Source organism: Pirellulales bacterium, from assembly GCA_036490175.1.
Lineage (GTDB): Bacteria > Planctomycetota > Planctomycetia > Pirellulales > JACPPG01 > JACPPG01.
The window spans coordinates 1-22,344 of sequence record DASXEJ010000186.1 but is presented as its reverse complement, the minus strand read 5'-3'; the positions used below and the strand labels follow the sequence as shown (position 1 = coordinate 22,344).

The window sequence follows — 22,344 nt, the reverse complement described above, 5'->3', positions numbered from 1 at the left end:
CCGAGTGCCGCCTTACGTGTCGCAGGCGTGAATCGTTGCCGTGCGGCCCGGAACCTGCCCGCCACAATTGCGGTGGGCGACCAACTCGGCCAGGATGCTGATTGCGATTTCGGCCACGGTTTGCGATCCGATCTCGAGACCCACCGGAGCAAACACCTTGGCCAACGCTTCGGGCGCTATTCCTTGCGCTTCTAAGTCGTCAAAGATCAGGCGGATTTTGCGCCGGCTGCCGATCATGCCCACATAACGCGCGCCACGGTCCACAAGGTGGTAGAGCGCCTCTTCGTCGTGGTTGTGGCCACGCGTAACGATCAAGCAATAAGTGTCGGGCGTGATCTGGTGCTCAGCCAGCGTCTGGCCAATGTCACCGTGCAGCAACTGCCGGGCGCGCGGAAATCGTTCGCGGGCCACGTATTCGGCACGATCATCGACCACGCACACGTCGAAGCCGAGGTCCGACGCCAGATTGCCGACGGCCTGGCCAATGTGTCCGCCGCCAACGATCAGCAACGTTGCGCGGGCGCGGTGCGGCAAGTAGGCCACCCCGCCTTCGGCTTGCGCACGGACCCAATCGCGTCCTGCGGCCAGCCTCTCGGCAATACTCGTGGGCAACTGCTGGCCATCCGCCGGGGCATGACGCAGCGCCCGTAGCTGGCCCTGCGCATCGGTCAGGTAGCAAGTGGGAGACGGTAGCCCGCTTTTCTCAGCGTCGAAAACAATCGCCTCCGTACAGCCCTCGCCGCGCGCGAGTTGATCGCGCAGTCGTGAAAAGTATTCGGTGTTCGCCATCGGGGCCAGCGGGTCGACCAGCACGAGCATCCGGCCGCCGCAGATCAGTCCATCGTCCCAGCCGTAGTCGTTGTCGAGCTGAAAGTTGCAGATTTCCGCTTGCCCGTTAGCCAAGCGGGCCAGTGCGCGGCGTTTGACCTCGGCCTCGACGCAGCCCCCGCCCAGCGTGCCGGCCTGCGAACCGTCAGCAAACACGAGCATCGCGGCGCCGGCTTTCTGCGGAGTCGAGCCACGTGTCTCGACCAGTCGACAGTAGGCCACGGGCTTGCCCGCTGCGACCGTGTCGAGCAATTGATCCAACAGTTCGCGCATCGAAAAGGTTCGCCGTGGCGTCAGTGTGAAGCAGATCACGGGCCGCGAGGATCGGCCATCGCCGCGTCGCCACGCGTCGCTGGTCCGGCGGCCGGCCTCAGCTTAGCCCGGCCTGAGCACAGCTACAACCTGGAACTGTCGATCCAAGGCATCGTCGCGCAACCCGCGATTGCCGGTGGGGACCATGCGCGAACTAGGTCACTTTTTGGATTTCTACGTCAACAGGCTACGCCGGACCGAGCACTTGCAGCTGCGTGCCCTGCACCAGGTCCTTGACCTTGGTGCGATAGGCCTGCATGTGGGGCGCCACCAGATGAGCGCGCAGGGCGTCGAGATCCTTCCAACGCTCGACCACCGTGACGACGTCCTCGCGCAGGGCACCCTGCACCGGGATGCCGCTGGCGATGTCAATCGTCGGACCGTAGTCAAGGCAACCCGGCTCGGCTTTGACCGAAGGAACGAGCGCATGGAATTCCTTCAGGAAATCGGCCCGGCGACCCGGCGTAAGCTGGATAGTGGCGATGACGTGAATCAAGGATCAACTCCCCGTATGTAGGTCCTGGTTCGATGTGTCGCGCGCGAGCCCTGCCGAGATTGCCGCGCCTCCGCGGACGCCCGCATGTCGACCGTGCTTACTGGCCGATCTTCAGCAGTTCGACTTCGAAAATCAGTGTCGAATTTGGCGGAATTGTCGGTGGGCTCCCCTGGGGGCCGTAGGCCAGGTCCGAAGGGATGAAGAGCTGCCATTTCGAGCCGACCTTCATCATCTGCAGGGCCTCGGTCCAACCGCCGATGACTCCGTCGACCTGAAACGAAGCCGGCTCGTTCCGATCATAGGAACTATCGAACGGCGTCCCATCGATCAACGTGCCCTTGTAGTGCGTTGTCACAGTGTCGGACTTTTGCGGAGACTTGCCGGTTCCTTCCTTGAGAACTTTGTATTGCAGGCCGGACTTGGTCGTCTTTACGCCCGGCGCTTTGGCATTCGTCGCCAGAAAGGCTTCTCCTTCCTGTTTGCCTTGCTCCGACATCCGCGCGGTCACCTCTTTTTGGAATGCCCGCATCACTTCGTCCATCTGCTCCTCGGTCATGGGGGGCTTGCCGCCGGCGAGTCCCTCTTGCAGACCCTTGATGATCGCCTGGCCGTCGATCGGCACATGTTGCCGCTTGAAGTTCGCACCGATCTGGTAGCCAATGATGTAGCTGGCCGTGGCGGCGGAGCTCGCCGGTTGCTTGACCACGGGTTTTTGCTTGGGTGCTTGGGCCGACGCGGTGGCTGCCAAGAACGCGATCAGGACAAAGAGGGGCATGGCACGCATGAAAAGTCCTTTATTTTTCGGGGGCAGGTGCTTGTATCGACGCGGCGTCGAACAATTCGCCGCGGTGCACAGCAGCGAAAAGGCCCGCTTGGCGAGGCGTAGTCACGTAGCGGGCCGGGGGGGCTTGGGGGACGCCCCCATCATACCGCCGTCGGCCACCGCAAAACAACCCGGTTCCGGGGTCGAGCGAGGCCCTCAGACCCATCTCGACCGTGTGGCACAAAATCGGCCGCCAGGCTTGCACCTGCCGACGGCAGTCGCATAATTCTGCGCAGTACGTCCATTACCTGACCTTCACGCGCCAGCTAAACCTCTTTAGGAGAACAACGCATGCGTGCCACAATTGCCTTGACCCTTGCCGCGATAGTGCTTGCCAGTGCCTGGGGCGCGACCGCCCAACAAACCAAAGCCCCCGCCGGCCATGGGGCCATGGGCGGAGTCGATCGCGCGGTCGCCGTGCTGTTGCCGACCGGCGACAGTGGCGTGACCGGCGTCATCTATTTCAGCAAAGAAGGGAACGCCGTTCACGTCAGCGGCAAGATATCGGGTCTCAAGCCTGGTCAGCATGGTTTCCATGTACATCAGTTCGGCGACGTGACCGGCATGACCGATGGCATGTCCGCTGGCGGCCACTTCAATCCCGACGACAAGCCGCATGGCAAGCCCGAGGACAAGGAACGTCATGTGGGTGACCTTGGCAATGTCACGGCTGGTGCCGATGGTGTCGCCACGATCGACCTCAAGGACACGATGTTGGAGTTGGCGGGTCCGCACTCCATTCTGGGCCGCGGTGTGGTCGTACACGCGAATCCGGACAAGTTCACGCAACCGGTCGGCGATGCCGGCGGTCGCGTCGCGGTGGGCGTCATCGGCGTGGCCAGCCCTCCGAAGAAGTAGTCAACAGCGGCGATCATGTAGATAATTGACACGCCGGGTGCCACCGCGGGATTTTCCCGCGTGCGAAAGGATGAGTGGTCGGCGATTCACCATGCACTGCTGCACTCAGAGGGTACCCGGCCAGCAGTGCCGTGCAAATTGTCACGACGGCAGGCCATGCGGCCTGCGAGGAACGTCACCAATTGGATTTACGTTAACCTGCGCAAGGATGGACTCTTGAAAACCAAGCTCTTCTCACTGGCCGTGGTCGTGGCGTCGCTCGCTTGCTCGGCGTGCGGCCCCGCGGACAAGGATTACACGCCCCCACCACCGGCAAACACGACCGATGCTCCGCCCCCGGGCGGACTTGAGGAAAACCCGGGCCAGCCCCGGCCGTAGCGCTAGCGTATTGCGCGGTTACTTGGCGGCCGCGGGAGGCCCGGCTTGTGTCTGCTGAAAGCGGGCCAGGCCAATCTGGGCCTCGAGGCGCGTGGTCCGCACATGCGCATACTTTTCGGCCTCACCGCCGCGCGCGCCGGCGTCAAAGAGAGCCTTGATGCGTGTCTCGACGGCTTGGGTTGATGCAATAAACTCGCGATGTGCGGCCAGACGCTCGGCATTCTTGTCGGCCGCATCAACCCGAGCAGCGAATCGCTCACGAAGAGCCGTCAGCAAGATATCCAACGTGATCGTGTCCGTTTCATAGGCGGCCTGCGCGGCAACCGCAAACCGATTCGCGGCGGCCATTCGCTCTTGGCGTAATTGGTTCAACTCTTGTTGTTGAACGGCGCTGGCCTGCTTGCGGTCAGCCTTATCTTGATCCTGGGGCGCGTCACCGCGCTGGTCCGATTCCGGTCCTGACTTTTCCCGCGCTAGGCTGATTTCGGCCTCCAGGCGCGCGGCCTTGGTCTGCCAATATTTATCGGCTTCTCCGCCGCGCGCGGCCACGCGGTACAACTCGCTGATTTGGGCTTCCATCGCGCGTGCGGCGGTCAATGCGCTGAAATGCGCGGTCGTGCGCTCTTTCGACGTGGTTGCCGCGTCGAGTTCGGCGGCGCGCAAATCGCAGATCGCCGTCAACACGAGGTCCAATGTGACGGTGTCTCGTTCGAAGGCCGCGCGGGTGCTCGTCAGGCATTCGCGTGCTGCTACGACCCGCTGCTGAATCAACTCGTCGAGCGGTTGCTGCACGGTCGAGACATCGCTCTCAGGAGGAGCGTCCGCCGCATAGGCCAGGGCCGGCCAGGCGAAACATGTGAGAGCGAAGAACGCCAAACTGCCGTTAACATTGCGAGAGTGTGTCATGGTACGGCCCCGTGTTGATGACGTGGCGATTCAAGTCGCGTTGCTGCTCCGGCGGAGCGACCGCATCATCCTATCGCGCCGCAGCGAGAAGCCCCAAGCAGATTGATTCCGGTGGCGAAAATAGGGCTTGGGCATCCGCATTGAGCCTGGCGGGCGTCCGCCGGGGGCGGAAGGTTTAATACCTTGCAACTATCGGCACAGATCGTGGCGCGCCCCCTGCGCGGCTGGCCCAGCAAAGCCCCCCGAGGAAATTTGCTTGACAGCGTACAAATGTACGACATAATGTCGTTCAATTGTACGACATGGAGGCTCTGCCGAGAGGAATCGCATGATGGTACGACGCGCGGGATTATCGAAGGCGGAATTGGAAGTGGCCCGCATCGTTTGGAGCCTGGGGGGCGCCACGGTGCGGCAGGTGTTCGACGCGCTGCCGACGGACCGTACGCTCGACTACAAGACGGTCCAGACCTATCTGCGCCGCCTGGAGGCCAAGGGGTATCTGGCCACCCGGCGCGAAGGCAAGAGCACTCACTACCGGCCGCGGATTCGTCCGACGCAGGTAGTACGCGAGACGGTCGCGGACTTCGTTTCGCGGTTGTTCGACGGCGACGCGCTGCCGCTGGTCGAATGTCTGATTGCCGATCACAAGCTCACGGCCGAGGACATCGCCCGGCTGCGCGACATCTTGAACCAGCGGGAGCAGAAAGATGACGAACATAGCAAGCGTTGAACTGTCAGCCGACGTTCTGGCGCAGCTGGCCTGGACGCAGTTTTGGCAAGTCTCGGTCGTGGCGCTGCTGGTGGCGGCACTGGTTCGCTGGGGCTGCCGGCGTAGGCCGCATCTGGCGTACTTGCTGTGGATGCTAGTCGTCGTCAAGGCGCTGACGCCGCCACTGGTTGCCAGTCAGGCCGGCATTTTCAGTTGGACCCAGCGCAGCGCACCGCCGCAGCTCGTGGCGGTCGAGCCTGTTCCGGCAGCGCCGCGGGTTTCGGCCCTGCCTGTAATGCCGCGCTTCGATCCGTTGCCAGCGGTGGTTCAGGATCGTGCCGCGTTTCCGCCGCGCGTCTCGCCGGCGCTACCTCTGGTCGCGCAGGAGCCTGTGAGCCGGTTTGCCTGGGTAACGCCGACCATTGTGATCGCCACGACCTGGTTGCTGGGTGTCATGGGGTTAAGCATATTTGTGATGTCGAAGTGGGTCGGCTACCGGCGGCGCTGGCGGGCCGCCTCAGTGGTCGTGCCTGCGAGTCTCGAGCGACGCGTCAGTGACGTGGCCGCGCGGCTGCACCTGCCGCCGCGCATCCGGCGTCGGTTGAAGATCATGATCACGCGCGAAACGGTGTCACCCGCCGTGTTCGGCATCTGGCGCGCGACGCTGCTCCTGCCGGCCGACCTGTTTGTGCCGGAGGAGAGCCCGGAGGCAAGCAACATCTCCGCCAAAAAAACCCTCTTCCTACCAGGGAGAGGGCAGGGTGAGGGTCTACAGGACACCGGCCTGTCTAACCAACACGCGGATGCAGATGGCAATGAGGCCGTCGCCCGAGATACGCGTCTCAACGCCATCCTGGCTCATGAGTTGATTCATCTCCGACGTGGCGATACGGCGGCGGCGTTTGTGCAACTCGTCGCGCAGCTTTTCTGGTGGTTTCATCCACTCGTCTGGTGGGCTAATCGCGAAGCCCGTCGCGAGCGCGAACGCGCCTGCGACGAAGAGGTGGTTACCGGTCTCGGTTGCCGCCCGGCCGACTACGCGCGGGCACTCTTGGACGTGCTCGAGCGGCAATCGCAAGCACAGCCGGCCTTCGCCGTGCCGGGCGTGGGCATGCTGGGCGTGACGGCCCGCCGGCTGGACCACTTGTTGCAACATGCCGATCGTTTTCAAAAGTGGACGCCCTGGTCGTACTATGCTACGGCACTCGTGGCGTTGGTGTTGCTCCTGCCGGGCGCCGGCTTGCCAACCAGGGCCGCGCCGCCAGCAGAAGTGAAAACAGAAAATCTGGCACGATCCGCCGACGCGCCACTGGAACCCGACTCGCTGCCAGCAAGAGGGCAGGGTGAGGGTAGCGCCACTAAAGAGTCAGACACCGTCGCACCCGCTGCCGATCGTGCCGACAAGCCCGCCATTGCCAAGCCCACGATCATCGTCACCGAGCACGTGATCCTATGGGACAGGCGTATTATCACCTGGGAGCAGATGGTGCTGCGCTTCCGCACCTTGCGCGCCGATGGGCCGATCAGTCCGCATTTCAAGTTTACAAATGGCGCAATAAACAACCGCATCGATCAGGCGTTGCAGCAGCGCATTCAAAAGGAGATTTACGTTCCGTTTTGCGATCCTGAACCGATGAGCGTTGGCGCTATGAGCCCTCGCGCCAGCGAGCGGCTCGATCGGATCCGCACTGCGGATGATTTGCGCCAAGACCCGGCGCGTGAGCACAAGGGGCAGGTGCTCACCGCTGAAGGTAAGCCGGCGGTGGGGGCCCAGGTAGTTGTGTTGCCGCCGGACAACCCCTCGGGAGTGGTTCTCGCAGGCACGCAGTTGCGCGATCCATACGACCATGAATGGACGCCGGCCGATTCTGATGGTCGCTACACCGTCTATCCGGAGAACGACGAGTACGTGTTGGCTATTTTTCACCCAACGGGTTGCGACATCAGGCCCGGCCCGACGAAGGACGAATCACCGACGATCAACTTGGCACCTTGGGCCACTGTGACGTTCACCAGCACGGGAGGCATCAAGGAACAGAGCGGCGACGTGCGGTGCCGCGCCACGGCGCTCGGCCCAAATAGCATCGACTTCATCGTCTACCAAACAAAGGTTGACAAGGAGCCGGTGACGGTGCTGATTCCACCCGGCGACGTGCGAATCGGCCGGTCGTTAGAAATGGACGAAGGCAGCTCGGTGACTTTGCCGGTAGAGCAGATCGACCTGGCAGCCGGCGAAGATCACGAAGTCGCGCTAGGACCCCCAACGGCGGCTGATCGTGCCAAGGCCGACGATGTACATCGACCGATGCGCGAGGCCCGCGCAGCATCGAAACAACGGCGCGAGCAAAAACAAGCTGCGGCGCAAGAAAAAGATGAAGAGCAAAAACCGGCTTCTCCTCGCAATGACGTGCCCGCTGGTGAAGGACAACCGCAGGATAAAACTTCGGTCGACACGGATGCGACGAAAGCGGCCGACGGTGCGGCGCAGCCGGCTCCGCGTCAATATAAGGCGACAGGAGTATTCGTTCCTAAGGGGGCCGTGCTCACATTCACTCCCGATGCGCTCGCGCGCCCCGCGCGTGATCCTAATGAGCCTGCCGCTGCGGAGCGGCTGCGGAAACTGGGGGCCTTTGTCGAGCCAGCATTCTACGACGGCGATCCGCCAGGCCGAGCCTGGGATGTCAGCATTCGCCAGGGCTGGAAGGGGACCGACGCCGATTTGAAGCTGATCAACGAGCTGCCGGACGTGGCCTTTTTGTACTTCGATCTGACGGCCAGCGGCGGCACAGGAATCGGCGGCATCAAGCTGGCCGCGTCGGCCGAAAACCTGACGATCAGCCCAGTGACGAACGAGGTGATGGCCAAGATCACCGGCTTGCCCGCGGCGCGTAACGTTACGTTCGCAGGCTGTTCCTTGTCGGCGGCCGGCTGCCAGCGCGCGGCGGAATTGGCGCGCGGCGTCGAGAGGCTCACCTTGCAGGGTGTTTTCGACCCTCAGGATTCTAAGAAACCGCCAGTGGGTGTCGACGACGCGGGCCTGGCAAAGTTCGGGCAACTTGAAAGCCTTCGCTATCTCGAGCTCGTTCATTTGGCCATTACCGACGGTGGGCTTGCCGGACTGGCTGGACTGAAGAACTTGGACGAGATCCGTCTGGTCATGTGCCCAGGCCTGCGCGGGGCCGGCTATGGCGCGCTTGCGCCTCTGACATCGCTGCGACATTTCTCGGCCTACATGATGCCGCTGACCCGCGAAGTCATGACAGGCCTGGCGCAACTTGTGATGTTGGAGGACATTCATTTCCAACTCGACAAGCGTTCGGCCGACGAGCTGCAACCGGAGGATTTCGGAGCGCTCGCCAAACTATCCCATCTGCGCACACTTACTTTTACGGATCCGGAAAACGCGCCGGATGCGCTGCGGCATCTTGATCTCGGCAACGCCCTATTGCGCGCCGCCGCCGAGATGCCGGAATTGCGCGACCTGCAACTCGACGGACTGGGCGTCGATGCCACCGGTTTGGCGGCGCTCGCGCCAAAGGCTGAGATCGAATCGTTGTTTCTCCGCCCGGTGGTTCTCGATGAGGATGGTCTATCGGCGCTTGGCCAACTCAAGAAGCTGAAAAGATTGGGGGTCACTGCCGCAGGGAAGATCGTTCCTGGCAATCTGGCGAAGCTGGCGTCCCTTTCCCAGTTGAAGTTCCTTTCAATCGACCACGGCGGTTTCGCCGACGACGCGCTGAAATCCTTTGCTCCGCTCAAGGCGCTCGAACGCCTGAATTTGTCCGATAGCCAGATCACGGGTGCAGGTTTGCCGGCGCTTGCGCCGCTTGTGCTGCTCAAAGAACTCACTCTCGAACGGTCGCCGCTGAACGATGCCGGCTGCGAGAATTTGCCGGCGTTTCAGTCGCTCGAAGTACTGAACCTGAGTGAGACGAAGATCACAGACCGGGCCCTGGCATCGATCGTCAGGCTAACCAGGCTGCGCTCGCTCACCCTCAATGGTACTGCGATAACCCCGGCAGGGCTGGCAACGCTACGCGACGCAAAAAGCCTTCGGTCGTTGCAAGTCGAAGGTCTGAAAGCCACGGCCGACGAGATGGCCACACTGCGCAAAGAGTTGCCCGCGGTTCACCTCGACGTGATCGGTCGTGGTTTTATCTTTTCGGCAGAACCGCCGAAAAAGTCGGACGGCGCGAACAACGAGGCGGATGACGAGCCCCTCGCGCCTAACGAGTTCAGGGCCTTCGGCGAGGGCAAAGCGGAGCCTGCGCCGAAGGCCGCCAGAACAGGCACCTTCTCTTCGGCAGGAAAACAGCAGGGTGAGGGTGGCACCGTCGACGAGGCAGCGGCTCAGCAAGCGATTGCGCAGCTGCGCGCTGTGGGGCTAGATATCAACGGTAGTGGCGAGGCCACGCCGACCACGCCCCTGACAATCGGTCTGAATCGCGGCTGGAAGGGCAAACCGGACGACTTGCGGTTGCTCCTTCAATTGCCGAACGTCAAATACCTCCACGTACGTCTCGAAGATTCCGTCAGCGACCTGCTGAATCAGATTGCGCTCGCGAAGCCGCTCGATGTGCTCATCCTGGAGGGCGCGACCGACGAGCGAATGGCCAAAATCACTCAGCTGCCCAAGTGCCGCGCGCTGATGGTTACCGGGTGCGACTTGTCTGCCGACGGGTGCCGGCGCGTGGCCGAACTTGCACCCGATGTGACGGACCTGCAAATCGACGGACCGTTCGCGAGTCCAGGCGACAAGCCGTCGCCGAAAGGTGTTACCGATGACGGGCTCAGATTTATCGGTCAAATGCACGATCTTAAATCGCTCGTTCTCATGCTTTCCAACGTAACCGACGCGGGCATCGCCCACCTGGCGAGTCTAGAGAAACTCAAGACGTTCACGGTCGGCGAATGTCCGGGCGTGCATGGCGCGGGGCTGCGCAAACTTAAAGGTCTGACCAAATTGCGCGAGCTGACGGTACGCGTTTCCCTCGATTCCGCAGGGCTTAAGGGAATGAGTGAGCTGACGCAATTACAGTCGCTACAGATGCTGGTCAATGACGCGGCCCCGGCCGACCTGGCACCCCTCGTGGCGCTCGTGAATCTGAACTCGCTCAGTCTGTGGCGGGAAGTGAAGCAAGCCGACGACGCCGCGGTCGGTAATGCCGCGCTAAAGGCGGCGGGTGCGATGCCCGCGTTGCAATCGCTCGTTGTTTATGGATTCGGTCCGACGTCCGAGGGGCTGACTTCGCTGGCAACCGCCGCGCGATTGCAAAAATTGTCTCTGATTCCAGCCGAATTGAGCGATCAGGGGATCGCGGCCCTCGGCCGACTCAGCGAGCTGCGCCAGCTTAATGTCACGGCACGCGGGGAGGTGACGGCAGCGGGGCTCGCCCAGTTGGCACCACTCACGAAGCTGACCGAATTAGAGATCGATCAAGCAGGAGTCACCGATGCCGGTCTGCGTGAGCTGGCACGCCTCAAGACCTTGGAAAGCATCACCTTCGTTGGCAGCAAGATCACCGGCGCGGGCCTGAGCGGCCTTACGCCCTTAACAGCTTTAAAGTCTCTGGCGCTTGTCGATGCGCCGCTCGACGACGCGGGTCTTGCGACCCTGGTTAATCTGCCGGCGCTCGTGTCGCTCAATTTGGGCAAAACAATAATTAGCGACGCCGGCCTGGCGACGCTTGCCAAGATGGCGCAACTCAAGGCACTGGACCTGAGCGAGACGGCAGTCACGCCGACCGGATTAGCCTCGTTACGGACACTCAAAAATCTGCGCACGCTGCGCGTGATCGGCCTAAAGGCCGACCGCGACGCCATGTCCACGCTTCGCAAGGCGCTCCCGGGTGTGAAGATTGCCAAGAGCGGACGGACCGAGTTGTTCGTCGCCAGTAAGCTCGAGGTCATGGAAGTCGAACCCCAAAGCGAGGCCGCGGCAGGGCCGTTGGAGGAAATGCGGCTCGATGCTATCGAACTTTCGGTCGCCATGCAGGAGATTCGCAAACGGCCGCAGGATGTCACGCCAAAACAATTCGAAGTGTTGGCCGGTCGCCTGGAGCAAGCCCTGGCGGCGGATCCCGATTCGCTGTCGCTATTAGGGCTAATGGCTGAATTGCGCGATCGCCAAGGGCGCGCGGACGATGCGCTGGCGATTTACCGCCGTTTGCTCAAGCGGCCGGGTCTCGATCCGAATTGGCGCGCGCTCTGTTCGAACAACGTGGCCTATGCTCTGGCCATTCGCGGCAAACAGGCGGATTTGGCCGAGGCAGAAAGGTTGATTGGTGACGCTGTCGATGTGTTTGGGCCGACGCCCGACCTGTTGGACACACGGGCCGTCGTGATGTTGACTAAGGGGGATGTGGAGCACGCCCGGGCAGACATCAAGAAATCGATCGATGCCCAGCCCACGGCGGCCAAGTATTTTCATCTCGCGCTCATTGAAGAAAAAGGAGGGGACGCCGCGGCGATGACCGAGGCGTTCAAAGAAGCGCTCGGCATGAAGCTGGACGAGCATGCCATCACGTCCGCCGAGCGACCAGAACTCGAACGGCTGAAAGCCAAGATCGGCGCCAAGGCTGCTGTTTCGCCGCAGGGTAAAGCGGAGCCGATGCCACCGGCGGCTGCAACAGGCACGTTTACCGCTGCAGGGAAAAACCCGCGCAAAGTTGCTGCCGAAAATGGTTCCGCCGCATCCCAAGCCGCACCCGCGGCAAGTGGCGACGATGCGGCAGCCGCGCAGGCGCGCCTGCGCGCGCTGGGAGCCAACATTTACGAGCTCAACCCGAATCGCGCCGACGGCATGAGCCTTTACCTGGGGCGTGAATGGAAAGGAGCGGATGCCGACCTGGAGCTAATCAACGCATTGCCCGACGTGCGGTTCGTCACGATCGAGTTGGGCCCGATCGCGCCTGCGGCGATAGGACGCATTGAGCCAGCAAAGCGAATAAAGTCGCTTATTCTGTCGCCGGTGACGGACGAGATGATCGAGAAGATCGCGCGTTTGCCCTCCGCCAACGCGATAGTGCTGAGCGAGTGCAGCCTGTCTGCCACGGGCTGCCAGCGATTGGCAAAGCTGGCCGCAGGCGCGACAGAACTGCAAATCCAGGGAGTCCGCGGCGGGCAGCCGAACAGCAATATTGTTGCGGTGCCGGACGCCGGACTGGCCGCACTTTGCGAAATCGAATCCCTCAGGTCGTTGCAGTTGATCAATACGGCGGTCACCGACATGGGGCTCATGCCACTTGCCAAGTTGGAAAAGCTCGCGTCATTCATGCTGGCCAATTGCCCGGGAGTGAAGGGGCGAGGGCTCACCAGCCTGAGGCCGCTCGCCGCGCTGCGCGCTTTGCAAATCGTGGAAACGCCGCTCGACGCCGAGGGCCTGAAGTCGCTGGCCGAGCTCACACAACTCCGTGCATTGACGCTACATCTCAAGGACTCGAAACCCGACGCTTTATCGCAGCTGAAGAGCCTGATAAACCTGCGCGCCTTGACCGTGATGGGTGACGTTCCTGCGGAAAATACGGCGCCCAGCACCGACAATGGGGACGCGATCCTGCGGGCCGCCACGGCCATGACTGAGTTGGTAGGGCTATCGCTTCAAGGTGTCGCCACAAGTGACACTGGACTCAGCGATTTTGCTCCCGCGGCAAAGCTCCGCGTGCTCAGTCTGCAGATGGCGCGCGTAACCGACGCCACTTTGCAGAGCATTTCCCGGTTCACAAAACTGAGCAAGTTGTGGCTGGGAGGGGAGGGGGACTACACCGCGGTTGGGCTGAAACAACTCGCGGCACTGACGCAATTAAAGCAGCTCGAAATGTCCGGTGGACCGGTCACCGACGACATGCTGTCGCACCTGGCAAACCTGGCCACGCTGGAAAGCCTGACGCTGACGCACGGAAAATTCACCGGCAGCGGACTAACGAGCCTGGCACCTCTCATAGAGCTCAAAAAATTGAATCTCGCGGATTCGCTGGTCGACGATCCCGGCAGCCGCGCATTGCCGTCGCTGGCCGGGCTCGAATCGCTCGATCTCGATTCGACCAAGATTACCGACCGGGCGCTCGACTCGATCGGCAAGCTCGAAAACGTGAGCCTGCTCTCGCTCAGCTATACCGCGATCACCGGGGAAGGTTTGACCAAACTTGCAGGATTGCGAAAGTTGGAATCGATCACCTTGCGGGGGAACAATATTTCGAAGCTCGATCGGGCGAAATTCGCCGCGACGCATCCGAACGTCAACATCGAAGACACTGGCGCATGGCTGAGTGTCCGAAATAACGCCACGAGGGACTTGCAAGAACTTGATGGGGAAGGGATCTACTCTCTAGAAATTGAACCGGAACCGCAACAGTGACAACACGGACGCGGCCGTGCCACACGCAACGAATAACCTTTCTTCCCTCGGTGTTTGACGGACGTGAGCCCCGCATTCCCCGGTTGCGTGGTCGTTTTCAAGGCCGTTGCAGTTTTTTACTTCTGTGCGGTTGTAACGCCGGGCCGGCTTGAGCGACTATAGAGGTGCGACGCCGGTATCCAACACGCCAGACGCACCCACGCATGAGCGACCTCGACGCGATCGTCACCGCGCACGCCGATGCTGTCTGGCGGACCGCGAACCGGCTGCTCGATAATCATGATGATGCGCTCGATTGCTACCAGCAAACGTTTCTCGACGCGCTGCGCATGGCCAAAGCCAGCGAAGTGCGGCATTGGCGGACGATGCTCGTGCGGATCGCCACACGGCGGGCTATCGACCGTTTGCGGGAGCGCTACCGGCGCAACAAGGCATTCGAGGGGGGTGATGGCACCGACCAGATCCCGTCTGCGGTCGAGCCACCCGATGCGCGGGCCCAGGGGGAAGAACTGCGCGAGCAAATACGGCGGGCCCTGACGACCCTGCCGGCGCAACAGGCCGAGGCGTTTTGGCTACGCCATGTCGAGCAACTCAGCGCGGCCGAGGTAGCGGAGCAGTTGGGCGTGGACGCCGGCCACGTGCGAGTGTTAGTTCATCGTGCCGCGACGAGCTTGCGCGAAGGACTCGGTCCGACGTATGGTCCGGCATCCCATTCCGAGGATTCAGCATGAGCGACGACGAATCGCAGAATAACGAAGATGTGGCGCGTCGAGTCGCAAGTGCGTTCGAAGAAATGCGCGTATCGCCGGCGCCCGACGCGCGTGAAACGGTCGCTTGGCTGGAGCGTGAGCGGCGCCGCAGGGATGGTGCCGCGACGAGTACTTCAACGACGGGCGCCGCGCCAGGACGCGCGGGACGATTCGCCCGGCTCAGTCGCACCCAAACGTGGGCCGTGGGCGGGATCGGCCTGTCGATCGCCGCGACATTGGCATGGCTGGCGATGTTGCTGACGGCGAGCCAGCCGCTGTCGGCCATGGAGCGCATGGCCCGCGAGTTGCGCGAGGTGAAGTCGTATAGCTACCAGATCGTGTCCAGAAATTCGTTCGTTGAAGAGGGTCAGCAGAATCCTACGGTCGTGACCGAAGAGGGGCAGACCTATTGGATGGCGCCGGACGCGTTCCACAACGAAACGAGGATCGAGCGGACCGAGGGAGAGGAACCAAAGCGCACGACCTGGCTCGTCGAGCATTTCGTCGAGGTCAATCCGGCCGGAAAGGCGGGCATGTTTATCGATCACAAATATCGCGTCTATTGCCGAATTCCCAACGAGCCAATCGGGTCGCCGACCTATCCCTGGGATCTGCTGCGCATGATTCGGGAGAATTCCGGCGAAGTCATTCACGAACTCGGCAACAAGCAGATCAAGGGGAAAGAGGCGCGAGGCTATGTCGTCTTTCTGAAGGACTGGCACGACAAGAATCCAGACAATCAGGTACACGATCCGGTCGAGGTGTGGGTCGATCCGCAGACGGATTTGCCCTTGGAATTCGGTTACGAAGGAAAGGATGACTCGGAGCATATGCTGCGCGCGACGGATTTCCGCTGGAACATCCCGCTCGATCCTCGTTTGTTCGAGCCGGCTCCCCCTGACGGCTACGCGGACATCACCCCGCCCCGCGAGGTGGGAGACCTGCAGCAGATCACCACGGCGCTCGGGACCTACGCTGATTTGAGCGGTGGCCATTATCCACGGACGAAAAAGTTCGATGCCGCGGCCATCCAAGAAGAGATGCTCCAATTGGCAGGCTTCGCAGGCGAACCGCAGCGGGCCTGGGAGCAGGACGAGAAATTCCGGCGGATTCAGCAGGCGCGGCCGGGTTTGGACTGGATCGCACGGATTCTGCGGAACCGCTACCACGCCTTTTATGGTGGACGCACGATCGATCGGGCAGACAAAGACGAGCTCCTACTGTGGTGGCGCGTGGGAGGGCCTGATCTGACGCGATACTGCGTCATTTATGGCGACCTCCGCACAGAAAGGCTCACGGAGGCTCAGGCCGAAAAGTTGGGCTTGTCGGACTCTTGGCCCAATGACGAGGAGCTCGACATCGAGACGAGTGACGTCGAGAAAACTACGGGCGAAAAGCCGACGCACGACGGTCGCCGGCTCCCCTCGGAATAGGTCAGCCTCGACTCAGCTCGATTGCTTACGGGGCGACACTAGGGTCGTCCAATCGCTGCACGCGCGAGGGCATATTTCGCCGCATGCGCACTTTGTGAAGCTCGCGCGCCACGTCGTCAAGATCTCTTTCCATTTGCAGGGTTCTAAGCTGGCGCAACTCAATTTCGGGGGCTTTAGCGATGTCGGCACCGAACTCGGCGACCAGTTTCGCTGTATCCTTATTGAACTGCAAAAGCTTTTCCTTCAGGTCTTCGTAGACCTTGTTTATCTTTTGCTCAGCCTTGGCTTGATTAACCACTCCACTTTCAACGACTTCTTTGAAGTAGCAATCTACGATGGCTTTCACGAGGGCAACGCCTTGCGCCGGATCATGGGTCAAGAGGCTGATTTGCAGCAGTTCCGCATTATGGGGGCGTTCGAACTTTACGTTCTTCCGTAGCCATTCGACTGGATCTCCGTTTCCAGACGGCAAGAACGCCTTGATCGTGGGATCCCGTAGCGCGCGGGTTAATAGCATACGGCTGCGCATCAATTCTATCTGCGTGCGGTAGAACGTCTCGTACTCCTCCTCGGTCATTTCGTCGTCCCAGGCCTGGGGCCAACCGCTATCGCTGAGCGTGCGTCGCATCTGCACGTAGCCAGTGACCTCGGTCTTGGAGAGTTCGAGACCAATGGTAAGCGCTACTGCGATCGCCGCGATCAGTATCAGCAGCGTCGTCAGGCTGAAGCGGCTCAGCGGGAAGCGAGAATGCTTCTGGTCAAAAGAGTCGTTGCTCATGGCCTGCTCCTGAAGATCCCGGCAACCGAAAGGGACGCACACAAATGCTATCAGGCCTGGCGGGCCGAAGCGAACCACGCCTGATCAACGTCGCCTCTGGTCGTAGGGTTATTGCCCAGTCCGCGTCGCCGCGATCTTGATGGTCCCGATCGTGGTCCCCCAAGACTTCGGCTGTGCGGCCCGATATAATCAGCAACAAGCCGGTTCAGCAGAACGCTACCGGTCACATCGCCGCGCGATTTCAGGCCGGCAGTCGGCCTCGCCTTTTCATTTTCTACCCACGCATCGATCGGAGCTCATCATGGCGCAAAAAGCCAAGGCACGGCATATTTTGGTTCCCACGAAAGAGAGTTGCGAGTCGCTCAAAACTCAGATCGAGGCGGGCGCGGATTTCGCCGATATTGCCAAGCAGCATTCGCAATGTCCGTCTGGCAAGCAGGGGGGAGAACTGGGGGAGTTTTCGCCGGGACGCATGGTGCCCGAGTTCGACAAGGTGGTTTTCAGCGCGCCGGTCGGACAGGTGCAGGGACCGGTACGGACGCAGTTCGGCTGGCACCTGCTCGAAGTCACTAGCCGCACTGACTAAATCCGCCGAGTAAATCCACTGGGTAAATCGATGACAACGAACGATTCAGCGCGACGTTGGCCGCAGGGCGGAGTTAGCCCAGCCGGCGTGGTCCGCTTTGGGTTAGCTGCGGTCGTGGTGTTGGGCGCCGCCGGCGTGTGCGCCTGGGCGCAGTTCAACCCTAACAAGGACCATCAGGTCGCGTTCCTGATCTCGGCTGCCACGGCAGCTGGCGCCACACTGCTGCTTGTCGCGTGGCTGTTGCTAACGGCGCCGTGGTCTTGGGGTGGGCGGCTAACCGGGCTGTTCGGATTTGCCATCGGCATGGCCGGCGCGTTCGCCTTGGTGCGCGTGGACGAGACCTCGGGAGACGTCGTGCCAAAACTCGCTTGGCGCTGGACTCCCAAGCACGACGTGGCTCTGGCTGGTGAGTTTGCCGATCTTGTGGGTGGGACGGCGGACTTGCTGTCGACAACACCCGCGGATTCTCCGGAATTTCTCGGACCCGGACGCTGCGCCGTGGTGGCCGGACCGGAACTGGCTCGCGATTGGTCCACGACTCCGCCGCGCGAAGTATGGCGCCGTCCGGTGGGCGCGGCCTGGAGCTCATTCGCCATCGTGGGCAACTACGCGGTGACGCAAGAACAGCGCGGCGAGAACGAGTTGGTCGTCTGTTACGAGTTGGCCACCGGCAAACCGGTCTGGTATCACGCCGACAAAGTGCGCTTCGAAGAGACTTTGGCCGGTGTCGGCCCCCGTGCGACGCCGACGATCGTTGACGGTCGCGTCTATACGTTGGGTGCACTGGGGCTGTTGAATTGCCTCGACGGTGCGACGGGAAAAAAGCTCTGGTCGCACGAAGTAGCGGAAGAGAACGGCGCCGATACGCTCGAGCGCAAGCCGCAATGGGGAAAAAGCTGCTCGCCGCTCGTCGTGGGGGACGCGGTGATCGTGTCGGCCGGCGGGCCGGACGGCAAGTCGCTGGTCGCCTATCACAAAGAGACGGGAGACCTGTTGTGGCACGCCGGCGATGATCCGGCCAGCTACAGCTCGCCCAAGCTGGTCACGCTGGCGGGCATACCGCAAGTCGTGATCATCAATCGCGAAAGCGTCGCCGGGCACGATCCCGTCGACGGACACATTCTGTGGCGGCATGAGTGGCTGCAACCGAATCCGAAATGTACCGAGCCCCTAGTCACGGGCGAGGACACGTTGCTGGTCTCGGCCGGCTATGGCCTAGGGAGCGAGCTGCTGCGATTCACGCCCGACGACGAGGGAGGGCTGGCCGTCGAGCAGGTTTGGAAAAATCGCAATCTGCGCAACCTGAAATCGAAGTTCGCGAACATGGTTCTCCGCGACGAATTTGTCTACGCCTTGGACGACGGCGTGCTGTCCTGCATCGAAGCCGGCACCGGCAAACGCCGCTGGAAAGGGGGACACTACGGGCACGGGCAACTATTGCTGGTGGGCGATCTGCTCTTGGTGCAGGCCGAACAGCCGGGCGATTTGGTGCTGGTGGATCCCAATCCCACGGCATTCAAAGAACTGGGGCGAATCACCTCGCTCGAAGGCAAAACCTGGAACAATCCGGCCATCTCGGGCCGAAACTTGCTCGTGCGCAACCACGAAGAAGCGATCTGCTACGAGTTGCCGCTGCGCACGGAATGATCGAAACGAAACAATGAATGAAGAGCCTGCTGCGGCGCAAGCAAAGGCCGCGACGAACTAAGGTGAGGAAGATTGCGGCGGGCGGCAGCCATTCATCGTTCATCTTTCCGCATTCATCGTTTCCCCTTACGGCGGCTCCTGCGCCAGCAGCCAATCCTCGACCACGACATGCGCCACGAAGGGCGTACGGAGAATTGCCGCGCGCGAGGAGATCACCTTGGCCAGCCAGGGGCGGCGCACGATACCGATCACGGCCCGGCGTCCCAGGCTGCTTTTCATCGACCATCGATTCACTTGCGCATTGACGTTGTCGCTAATGCGCTGAAAAGTCGCCGGAATCAGGTTCGGCTCGGGTCCCACGTGCAAGATCAGGTCGATCCCCAGCGTGAGCAGCTCGTTGATCGCGTCCCACAGCCGTTGCGGGTGATCGACCCAGCGGTTCATCAGGCTACGGCTGTTGAAATCGTTGTACGCGACCTTGCCGTTGACCAATGACAGGACCGGCGGCACCGGCGCGGTGAAACCCCCCGGCACGGTTTGCATGATCGCCGCGGCGCGATTCGAGATGTTCTTGGACCATAAAATCGACGTGTGCAGCGGCGGCCATTTGTAGGAGTTCTTCCGCAGGTGGATCTGCTTGCCCAAAATCTCGGGCATCAGCTGCTTGAAGCGGTCGATAGTCTCGTATTGGCCAAGGATCAGCACCGTGTTAGGGGCCATGTGGCTCGACAGGTCGATCACGCCGCGCCCCTCGGCGGTGATCTTGGTGCACAATCGCTGCACGGCGTCGAGATCCAAGGCCGGCCCTCGCGAGAAGACCACGCCCATCGTCACGGTGCGGGCCAACTCGACGCAGTCGTCAGCCAGGTACAGCAGCGGCCGCAGCAGGTGCTGCATTTCGTAGACACCGCTGCACACCAGGGCGGCAATCTCGCCGATGCTATAGCCGAAGGCCACGCGTGTGCGGCCATAATCGATGTCGAAGAACTGCTTCAACAATGCCAAGTGCGCTCGCTCGACGGTCACAATCAATGGCACGTCTTCCGCGAACGTGTCCAGCGAGCTTTCCACGCGCGAGCGGACGCGGGCCACGAGGTCGATCTTCTGGCCTGTGGCTTCGGAGCAGATCTCGGAGTCTTCGCGCAGGTAGCGCTCCATGATCGGTCCATAGGCGCGGTGCTCCAGCAACTCGGCGGTGCGTCCCAGGTTCGTATTGTTGTAGCCGCGAAACGCGAATGCCGTGGTCGCCAGCCGGTCGCGGATCAACTCTGCGCGAATTGGATTGTCCATGACGTTTGGGCGGTACTCCACGGACTAATCGACTAGGGGCGTGCGCGGGATGCTAGATGCGATGCAAGGCGGCCGGTGAGAGCAGGCCCGGCGTGGGGCGAAGCAAGGTAGTTTGGACATGGTGCCCCGGAGTATACCCTTTGGGACGGTCAAGAATCAGCAGCGGTTTTCAGGCCTCGGCGAGCTGTCACTGCCGGCTGCGCCTCGAGCCGCATGCGGGGCGATTCTTGCTGGTACGGTGTGACGAGGTTACAAAATCAAGTATAAGCTCGCTAGTCGCCCCCGTTTCCGCCTTCCGCACGAAAAAACTGCATGAGCGATCTCTGCGGCCTGACCACGGTCGTTACCGGTTCATCGAGCGGAATCGGTCGGGCCATCGCGCTGGAGTTCGCCGCGGCCGGCGCCGCCGTGATCGTACATGCGCACACCTCGCGCGATGCCGCCGAGGATACGGCCATGCAAGTGCGACGGCTAGGAGCCGACGCTACGGTCGTTCTGGCTGATGTGGCAGACGAGCGGGCCGCCGAGCGATTGGTCGAAGACGCTTGGGCGTGGCGATCCGGTATTGACGTTTGGGTCAATAATGCCGGCGCGGATACGCTCACCGGTGAAGCCGGCAAGTGGCCCTTCGAGCGCAAGCTGTCACACCTGTGGCAGGTAGACGTCCGCGGCACGATCCTGCTGTCGCGACTGGTGGGGACGAAAATGCGCGCCGCGGGGCACGGTACGATTCTGAACATGGGTTGGGATCAGGCCGCGCGCGGGATGGCGGGCGACAGTGGAGAATTGTTCGCCACGAGCAAGGGCGCGATCATGGCCTTTACGAAAAGTCTCGCTCGCAGTCTGGCGCCCGAAGTGCGCGTGAATTGCCTGGCCCCAGGTTGGATCAAAACCGCCTGGGGCGACCAGGCCTCGGAATACTGGCAAGAGCGGGCGGCGGCCGATTCGTGGTTGGGGCGCTGGGGCACGCCCGAGGACGTAGCCCGCGCCGCGCGTTTCCTGGCTTCACCAGCGGCCAGCTTTATCACGGGTCAGATCTTCGCCGTTAACGGCGGAAATTGATGCGCGCCGAGAATGCACTTTGTGGGGTCTGCGCGACGTATCATTCAGTCTATGGCTCGAGAGCACGTACATTTTGTAACCGGGCGATTGGCCGAGCATAGCTTGCGCCACGTGCTGGCGAGCATGGCGCCGACGGTTGATTTTGATTTCTCGGTGGGCGTGCTGGGAATTTCGGTGGCCGCCTTGATGACGCCCGAGTGGGTGGCGCGCCGCGTGGCTCCGCCTGCGGGCACGACGCGCGTCGTGTTGCCCGGCTATTGCCTAGGGGACCTGGCCGCCGTGCAAATGGCCGTGGGCACGCCGGTCGACCGTGGACCGAAAGATCTGCGCGATTTGCCCGGCTGGTTTAGCGCACCGCCGGCAGACGACTCGGACTACGGTCGCTACACGATCGAGATCTTGGCCGAGATCAATCATGTGCCGCGACTTTCGCGCGAAGAATTGCTGGGTGCGGCACGACGTCTATTGGCCGACGGCGCCGACGTGATCGATTTGGGCTGTAACCCGGGCGAAACCTGGGTCGACGTGGCCGACGCGGTGCGTTTGCTTCGCGACGAAGGGACGCGGGTCTCGATCGATAGCATGAATCCCGCCGAGATCGAGCCGGCCGTGCGGGCCGGCGCCGAACTCGTTCTGTCGGTGAATTCGAGCAACGTCGATTGGGCGGTCGACTGGGGCTGCGAAGTCGTGGTCGTCCCTGACGTGCCGGAAACACTCGCGGGTCTAGACCAGAACGTGGCGCGGCTGGCGGCCGCCGGGGTGCGCGTGCGCATCGATCCGGTTCTGGCACCGATTGGTTTTGGCTTTGCCGCCAGCCTGGCCAGGTATCTCGACGTGCGGGCCCGATATCCCGATGCCGAAATCATGATGGGCATCGGCAATCTGACCGAACTCACCGACGTGGATTCGGCAGGAATCAACACGCTGCTGTTGGGCTTTTGCCAGGAATTGGGAATCCGCAGCGTACTTACCACGCAGGTCATTAATTGGGCGCGGAGCAGCGTACGCGAATGCGACCTGGCGCGTCGCCTGGCCTATCACTCGGTGAATGGGCATGTGTTGCCCAAGCACGTGGAGCCGGCGCTAGTGCTATTGCGCGATCCGCTCGTTCACGAATATGGTGCCGCGACGCT

At 61.9% G+C, this 22,344-nt stretch carries 16 protein-coding genes; 10 read left to right on the top strand and 6 right to left on the bottom strand.

From position 1 onward, the window contains the following. Positions 1 to 12: 12 nt before the first annotated feature. The 3 genes from VGG64_13695 to VGG64_13685 form a co-directional block, all read right to left on the bottom strand. Positions 13 to 1,101: an XdhC family protein gene (locus tag VGG64_13695; protein ID HEY1600656.1), complete on the bottom strand. Its 1,089-nt coding sequence runs from the start codon at positions 1,099 to 1,101 to the stop codon at positions 13 to 15. Between the two features lie 226 nt (positions 1,102 to 1,327). Beyond that, entirely contained in the window at positions 1,328 to 1,636 is a 309-nt protein-coding gene (locus VGG64_13690; GenBank protein HEY1600655.1) for a putative quinol monooxygenase, read from the bottom strand. A 97-nt stretch (positions 1,637 to 1,733) separates the two neighbouring features. Further along, the gene (locus VGG64_13685) at positions 1,734 to 2,420 is read right to left on the bottom strand and encodes an FKBP-type peptidyl-prolyl cis-trans isomerase (GenBank protein ID HEY1600654.1); all 687 of its coding nucleotides are present in this window, start codon (positions 2,418 to 2,420) and stop codon (positions 1,734 to 1,736) included. 330 nt (positions 2,421 to 2,750) lie between these two features. Here VGG64_13685 and VGG64_13680 point away from each other — a divergent pair, with 330 nt between their 5' ends. Further along, positions 2,751 to 3,317, top strand: coding sequence for a superoxide dismutase family protein (locus VGG64_13680; protein HEY1600653.1), 567 nt, complete (start codon positions 2,751 to 2,753; stop codon positions 3,315 to 3,317). Between the two features lie 216 nt (positions 3,318 to 3,533). Beyond that, positions 3,534 to 3,695, top strand: a complete 162-nt coding sequence (locus VGG64_13675) for a hypothetical protein (protein HEY1600652.1) — start codon at positions 3,534 to 3,536, stop codon at positions 3,693 to 3,695. 18 nt (positions 3,696 to 3,713) lie between these two features. Here the strand turns inward: VGG64_13675 and VGG64_13670 are convergent, their stop codons facing one another. Next, positions 3,714 to 4,601, bottom strand: a complete 888-nt coding sequence (locus tag VGG64_13670; protein HEY1600651.1) for a hypothetical protein — start codon at positions 4,599 to 4,601, stop codon at positions 3,714 to 3,716. 328 nt (positions 4,602 to 4,929) lie between these two features. On the opposite strand from VGG64_13670, the gene VGG64_13665 reads away from it, so the two are divergent. The 4 genes from VGG64_13665 (at position 4,930) to VGG64_13650 (ending at position 15,848) form a co-directional block, all read left to right on the top strand. Further along, a complete protein-coding gene (locus VGG64_13665; protein HEY1600650.1) occupies positions 4,930 to 5,331 on the top strand; it encodes a BlaI/MecI/CopY family transcriptional regulator in 402 nt (133 codons plus the stop codon). Further along, positions 5,309 to 13,666, top strand: a complete 8,358-nt coding sequence (locus VGG64_13660) for a M56 family metallopeptidase (GenBank protein ID HEY1600649.1) — start codon at positions 5,309 to 5,311, stop codon at positions 13,664 to 13,666. The genes VGG64_13665 and VGG64_13660 overlap by 23 nt, the downstream gene beginning before the upstream one ends. A gap of 203 nt (positions 13,667 to 13,869) precedes the next feature. Then, entirely contained in the window at positions 13,870 to 14,397 is a 528-nt protein-coding gene (locus VGG64_13655; protein HEY1600648.1) for a sigma-70 family RNA polymerase sigma factor, read from the top strand. Next, positions 14,394 to 15,848, top strand: coding sequence for a hypothetical protein (locus tag VGG64_13650; GenBank protein HEY1600647.1), 1,455 nt, complete (start codon positions 14,394 to 14,396; stop codon positions 15,846 to 15,848). The genes VGG64_13655 and VGG64_13650 overlap by 4 nt, the downstream gene beginning before the upstream one ends. 25 nt (positions 15,849 to 15,873) lie before the next feature. Here VGG64_13650 and VGG64_13645 read toward each other — a convergent pair whose 3' ends face one another. After that, positions 15,874 to 16,626, bottom strand: a complete 753-nt coding sequence (locus VGG64_13645) for a hypothetical protein (protein ID HEY1600646.1) — start codon at positions 16,624 to 16,626, stop codon at positions 15,874 to 15,876. A gap of 301 nt (positions 16,627 to 16,927) precedes the next feature. On the opposite strand from VGG64_13645, the gene VGG64_13640 reads away from it, so the two are divergent. Both VGG64_13640 and VGG64_13635 read left to right on the top strand, forming a co-directional pair. Continuing rightward, positions 16,928 to 17,212: a peptidylprolyl isomerase gene (locus VGG64_13640; protein ID HEY1600645.1), complete on the top strand. Its 285-nt coding sequence runs from the start codon at positions 16,928 to 16,930 to the stop codon at positions 17,210 to 17,212. A gap of 30 nt (positions 17,213 to 17,242) precedes the next feature. Continuing rightward, positions 17,243 to 18,859, top strand: coding sequence for a PQQ-binding-like beta-propeller repeat protein (locus tag VGG64_13635; GenBank protein HEY1600644.1), 1,617 nt, complete (start codon positions 17,243 to 17,245; stop codon positions 18,857 to 18,859). Between the two features lie 126 nt (positions 18,860 to 18,985). Here VGG64_13635 and VGG64_13630 read toward each other — a convergent pair whose 3' ends face one another. Next, the gene (locus VGG64_13630; GenBank protein HEY1600643.1) at positions 18,986 to 20,149 is read right to left on the bottom strand and encodes a hypothetical protein; all 1,164 of its coding nucleotides are present in this window, start codon (positions 20,147 to 20,149) and stop codon (positions 18,986 to 18,988) included. 312 nt (positions 20,150 to 20,461) lie between these two features. Here VGG64_13630 and VGG64_13625 point away from each other — a divergent pair, with 312 nt between their 5' ends. Continuing rightward, positions 20,462 to 21,211: an SDR family oxidoreductase gene (locus VGG64_13625; protein ID HEY1600642.1), complete on the top strand. Its 750-nt coding sequence runs from the start codon at positions 20,462 to 20,464 to the stop codon at positions 21,209 to 21,211. Between the two features lie 51 nt (positions 21,212 to 21,262). After that, on the top strand, positions 21,263 to 22,344 hold a 1,082-nt coding region (locus VGG64_13620; protein ID HEY1600641.1), incomplete at its 3' end, for a DUF6513 domain-containing protein.